Raw genomic sequence first — 5727 nt, 5'->3', positions numbered from 1 at the left:
TTTATAGACCGAGTACCGTTTTTTTCAGGCGTTGTTCTGGCGCTCTCGCTGTTCTCCCAACTTTATGAATCACGGTTTTATCCGCTAGTTGGTATTCAAACAGATAGAGCGATGCTTTGAGAATAGCTTGCTGACGGTGCGCCTCAATTTCAAGCCACGCTCGATGCTTTGTACCTTGATCTATTGCTTCGCGCAAGGTGTGAACGCGCATTTGTAAGGTGTTACGCATCCACTGGCTAAACCCTAGTAGCGGTAAGCTGCCAAGGATGGTTCTAGCTGTATCGGTAAAGGTGAGATTATCTGTCCAGTCGTCACGGCTAAACAGTTCTTCTTTGGCCGCACGTGGAAAGCGATGTAATCCAGACTTCCAGTGTTGAAACACGTTTGGTGACTTGCTATCCGCTTGATAGCCGTCTTTTAAGGCGTCGATGATCTCTAGTGGATAGTTGAGGTGGAAGTGATGCCAAGCGGGGATTTGTGGAATTTCGTTGAGGGATTCATTGCATGTTTCACCGTCGTGTCGAAAGTGTGCGGCCTTGACCCGCCCTTTTGCTGCTATTAACGGACAATCACAGAACGGACAAAACAGGGTCCCCCTCCCTGATTTCTGATCATCTATGTGATGAAAATTACCTTGCTTATCTTTACCAAGGCTTAAATATACAGCCATAAAGCACCATACTAATTTGAACCCATTTGAGAGTAAGTATAAGTGGGTTCAAATTAGTGTGCAAATTTAATCCCGATTCATTATGAAGCGCTTAATCTAACGATTGTGGGAGAGGAATAAAGTTTCATACTCGGCTTCTCTGTCATTGCCGCCCTTTGTAACTCACTTCTGGACAGAAATGAGTTATTCACAACTTATAGTTGACTTATGCGTATGAGATTCAGATAGCGCTTCCTTCATCCTAAGTCGAGCAGAAAATAACGCTCCATAAACACACTCATCTTTTCATACAAACTTAATATGACCCGCTGTTGATTTATATCTTTCGGGCTGTATTATTACGCTCCGTAAATTCAGTCTTATTACATAAATAGTCGAGTTATCATGAAAAAATCAATCTTACTTTCGAGCTGTTTGTTCATTTCTTTTTTATCGACCGCTTCAACATTGAACGACTCGCTCTATTCTATAGAACAACGCACCTTGGGACGCATAGGCGTATCAGTTTTAGATTCAACGGATCAACAATGGCACTATAAAGGGAATGAAAGGTTCCCTATGATGAGTACATTCAAGACATTAGCATGTGCAAAAATGCTACAGGACTCTGATAGAGACATTTTAGATATAAGTACAATGGCGCCAGTAAAATCCGATGAACTAATCGCTTGGTCACCAATAACAAAAAACATGGTTGGCAGTTCAATTACCATTGAAAATGCTTGTGAAGCTACGATGAAGACTAGTGATAATACTGCTGCAAACATAGTCTTAAAGCACATCGGAGGCCCACAGGGTGTCACTGCTTTTCTACGTTTGATCGGAGATAAAGTAACTCAATTAGATCGTTTTGAACCTGAACTAAACCAAGCCAAAGCTGATGACCTACGTGATACAACGACGCCAAATGCGATGAATAAGACCCTATATCATATTTTATTCGAAGATGTATTAGCTCAAAATTCAAAAAAACAACTTAAGGAATGGATGCAAGGGAACACTGTTTCCGATTCTTTACTCCGTTCTGTTTTACCAAAAGGGTGGTCTATTGCAGATCGTTCTGGTGCAGGAGCTAACGGTTCGCGCGGTATTACAGCAGCAATTTGGACTGACGAGCGCGAGCCATTAATCATTAGCATCTACCTGACACAAACCAACCTTTCTATGCCAGAACGTAATCAAGTTATTAATGAAATTGGTAAGGCTATTTTCGAAGAGTATGCTGTAAAATAACTAGATGAGATTGTCATACTGTTGACAATAGATATGCCGTAGAGAACAAAATGGGGTTGTACGGCATATTGACCACCTTCGTTGCTTGGCTATAACTCATTTTGGGGCATTTTCGTGCCAGCTAAGAGCAAGCTGACACGTTGATGGACATAAATGAGTTTCGGAAATTAGAATATTAGCATCTCATAAATTACTTACAGTATGGAAAAGTCGCTTAACTCGATGTCCAAAGCTAATGGTGTAGATAGCTCAGGAGTAGTCCGCTTCAATCTTCATCGAATAATCTACTAAATAAAGTGGCGTCAGGTTTGTCCAATACCCGGATAAGATGTCAGCGGCGCGACATCTATCCTTATTTGTCATGTAACTATGCCTACGTATGACTATGCAGTACTATTAGCGATATTTTATGAATTTGTACTTAAGAGACTCTAATGATTAAATTTTTAGCACCTGTAATCATAGTTGCAGCTACAGGCCTTGTCGGTTTGGTTAACAAAGATGCTATCTATGAAAAGTACTTGCAAACACAAGTCAACAAGAACTTAGTTATAGAAACTGGTAGCACAAAGTATTGTGGTCACGTTATCAAAGATAATGAGACTCCAGAGCAATTAGTTAACAGAGTTAAACAGCAATTCAATGGTGCGGCTGCATTTAGACAAGTTATAGATATTTACGAAAACATTCTACATGACACGGATGAAATTGAAGCGATAACTAAAAAAATTAGAGATTGGGGTTGGCAAGGTGATGATTCCCTTGTAGAAGACATAGCCAAATACAAGGATGATCCATACCAGCAAGACTATTTAGCTGAACTCATCGCGTTACAAGATTATAGAAAGTCAGCCTCACATAATAAAGATGAATTGATAAAAGAGCGTGATTCCCTAAGAGATGCTTTGTATTTGGCAAAAAAACCACAATTAGAGAAAGATATTTCTAATGCTATATCTCAGTTTTCCTGTGAACTGGACGATGAATCATTCAACCAAGAAGCAGATGTCATTCTAGCAAGTTTAAACCCAACGCTTTCAGGAGAAGAAAAAAAACACCTAGAAGAAATAGTAAAAAAACGAACTGTACAAGGGTTAAAGAATGCCTCAGTGCCTTTAGAAACGTTTACTAAGAAATTTTATGAACTTATTAATGACGCTGTCGCAGAAATCAAAATCCTTGACTCTGAGACTATAGTCAAAGACCAAACGATTACTAACACTTTATCGGTTGTATCAACAAACTCTTTTGGAAAAAAACAACGCTTTGAAGTCGGTTGTGTAGCATATGCTGTTGGCATAAACCCTATATTTGGCTCGGCGAGTATCTTTAATTGCTTTTTTCGTAAATCAGGGGAAACGTTGGGAGATAGTATCTACCTTCACGACCTAATGCTTGTCGAAGAATTCGATGATGAAAACCAATGGAACAAAGTTAAAAAAGAAGTTCTAAAAGAGTTTAAATAACGACATCTCACATGAAAATCCGCCTATCTCAACCTTAGGCGGTAGCTTTATGCGCATTAAGCTCTTTTTGTCATACATTTGATTTATCCTGAGTTTTAACCGCATTTACGAAGTCACTTTTCAGTCTGTTGAACGAACCAAAAGTAGCCGAAGGCTCATCTGCAAATAAATCGGTCACCTCTGAAACTAATAAGCTAGCTTTGTCATACACTTCGTTAGTACTAAATAATTCAATAAGAACGAGATCCTCGTTGATTGGCGAGAGATAAGTTGAGTAGTTTTTAGAGCTATCTAAATCTAGGGCACTAATCGCAGTTGAAACCTTTGACAAGAAAGAACAGTAGATTAAGTTCAAATTTTCTTTTTGCTTTTGCCGCTCGTTCGTTTCAAGTTCCAACTTTTTAAATTTGTATGTTGCCACATAGGAAATAACAGAACCAACCACAACACCCATGAAGCCGATCAAAGAAGTTAGTAAATCCAAGATTACTCCTTAGTTTGGTTAAAATGTATAGTCCAATTAAGGTGAGGCACGCAATACCGAAGCTTCCGCATACCACCTTAAACACTAAAGCCAACGCATGGTAAAAATGCCACGCGTGCCGAATCACTCTTGAACAATTTGTTATAGAGCAACTCAAAGGCTGCTCGAAGTTATTCCTTTAAAAGACTTAAACTGACAGTCTCCTACTGTTTCGTATTCCAAACCTAAGCGATCTTTGGGTTCTCTTTTTATGGTCACTCCTACCATGTCAGAAGCTTTACTTGGGCATTTACCTTTTGATTCTTTGTAAAGATTTGCAGCACTTTCTAGAGCTGTGACATCTGTAATTTCCATCTGCACTGCAATTTTTTCACGCTGTTCTTCATGCTTTGCCGTTTTAACCGAATCATAAATAAAAGGGCTAGCGACAACACAAGCGCCAATCACCAGTGAACCAAATATGATTGATTTATTCATTATTATCTTCCTAAATTCAAATTTTGTATTGCGCTATAACGCGTTAAGGGGCAGCCAACGCCACTACCAAGCCTCCGCATAACACCTTAACCACAAAAACCAACGCATGATAAAAATGCCTCGCGTTGGCTGTCCCTCTTTAAGGAAGGTGCGATTTAATCAGTCATGACGATCCAGAGCCTGGATATCCTCCTTACGCGGCAAAGTAAGCACCCCAGTTTGGACAATATTTAATCTCCCCCATCAACTCAGGGTAAGCAAAATGTCACTGCTCCACTGATATTACAATGATTTTCACGACATCCCCGCCAGTTGTCCCGCCCGCACCAAATTGCACATTGCAAACAGCATTGAAAGCCGGTTGTGGTTCTTCATCAGTCCCCGTAATCGTGTTTTGCTGAAACCAAACTGGCACTTCAGTATCCGGAAAGGATGCTCAACCTTTGCCCTAATACCTGCTTTCACATATTCATCATGCAGCGCCTGCTTATTCAGCCGGGGATGCTGTCTGAGCTTTTTTACGGCATGAGGACCTTTGGCAATAAACCACTCTTTAACCCGATGTGTCAGAGAGTCCCGTTTTTCTGCCCCGCGATATCCGGCATCGGCGAAGACAATTGCTACCGGCTCCGTAATCAGGCTATCCGCCGCATTCAGGTCATGCACATTTGCCGCCGTGGTCACTACTTTTTCCGTCAAGCCTGTGGCCGCATCAACAGCAATATGAGCTTTCATACCAAAGTACCACTGATTTCCCTTGCGGGTCTGATGCATTTCAGGATCCCGTTGACCGGCTTTATTTTTTACGGAACAGGGAGCGGAAATAATGGTCGCATCGATAATGATGCCCTGACGTAACATCAGTCCGGCCTGCTTCAGTTTCTGGTTAATCAGTGCCAGTATCTGTTCTCCTGCATGATGTTTCTCCAGAAAATGGCGGAAATTCATGATGGTTGTGCGATCTGGCACCGTGTCACAGATCCCCGCAAATTGACGGAACGGCAGGACATCATGCAGGGCGTCTTCAGCCGCTCCGTCACTGAGGTCAAACCAGAGTTGCAGGCAGTGGATACGGAGCATAAGCACCAGGGGGAAAGGCCGTCGGCCGCGACGGGATGACGGATAGACGTGAAGCAGCTTATCAGCAATATCCTGCCACGGCACCAGAACATTCATACGGTCAAGAAAACGGGATTTACGGGAGGAATAGCTGGAAATGGCAGGCATTGTAAACAGCTCATGATAAAGAAAGCTTTATGTTCTCACATATGACGATTAAATCGCACCTTCCTTAGCAGATCGTCTTACTTTATTTATAACATCAAAAAATAAAACTAAAATATATACCTGTTCAGCTTAACTTATTATATACCTTCCTGATGAAGCCGGACGATATG

At 41.2% G+C, this 5727-nt stretch carries 6 protein-coding genes; 2 read left to right on the top strand and 4 right to left on the bottom strand.

Annotation, left to right across the window (positions count from 1 at the left end; all coding sequences use genetic code 11):
• Nucleotide 1: 1 nt before the first annotated feature.
• Nucleotides 2-670 (bottom strand): hypothetical protein, encoded by a 669-nt coding sequence (locus KO497_RS01420; protein ID WP_215942189.1) that lies wholly within the window; start codon nt 668-670, stop codon nt 2-4.
• A gap of 384 nt (nt 671-1054) precedes the next feature.
• On the opposite strand from KO497_RS01420, the gene KO497_RS01415 reads away from it, so the two are divergent.
• Both KO497_RS01415 and KO497_RS01410 read left to right on the top strand, forming a co-directional pair.
• The gene (locus KO497_RS01415) at nt 1055-1903 is read left to right on the top strand and encodes a GMA family class A beta-lactamase GMA-1 (RefSeq protein WP_012774820.1); all 849 of its coding nucleotides are present in this window, start codon (nt 1055-1057) and stop codon (nt 1901-1903) included.
• A 434-nt stretch (nt 1904-2337) separates the two neighbouring features.
• Nucleotides 2338-3369 (top strand): hypothetical protein, encoded by a 1032-nt coding sequence (locus KO497_RS01410; RefSeq protein WP_012774819.1) that lies wholly within the window; start codon nt 2338-2340, stop codon nt 3367-3369.
• A gap of 70 nt (nt 3370-3439) precedes the next feature.
• On the opposite strand, the gene KO497_RS01405 is transcribed toward KO497_RS01410, so the two are convergent.
• From KO497_RS01405 to KO497_RS01385, 3 genes are all read right to left on the bottom strand, one after another.
• Nucleotides 3440-3853: a hypothetical protein gene (locus tag KO497_RS01405; RefSeq protein ID WP_012774818.1), complete on the bottom strand. Its 414-nt coding sequence runs from the start codon at nt 3851-3853 to the stop codon at nt 3440-3442.
• 153 nt (nt 3854-4006) lie between these two features.
• Nucleotides 4007-4330 (bottom strand): hypothetical protein, encoded by a 324-nt coding sequence (locus KO497_RS01395; protein WP_012774869.1) that lies wholly within the window; start codon nt 4328-4330, stop codon nt 4007-4009.
• 294 nt (nt 4331-4624) lie between these two features.
• Entirely contained in the window at nt 4625-5557 is a 933-nt protein-coding gene (locus KO497_RS01385; protein ID WP_004235553.1) for an IS5-like element ISKpn13 family transposase, read from the bottom strand.
• Between the last annotated feature and the right edge of the window lie 170 nt (nt 5558-5727).

The sequence above is a fragment of the Pacificibacter marinus genome (assembly GCF_018860665.1).
GTDB classification, from domain to species: Bacteria; Pseudomonadota; Alphaproteobacteria; order Rhodobacterales; family Rhodobacteraceae; genus Celeribacter; species Celeribacter marinus_A.
Note: the sequence above shows the minus strand (reverse complement) of the source record. Positions and strands in the feature narration are given on the sequence as shown.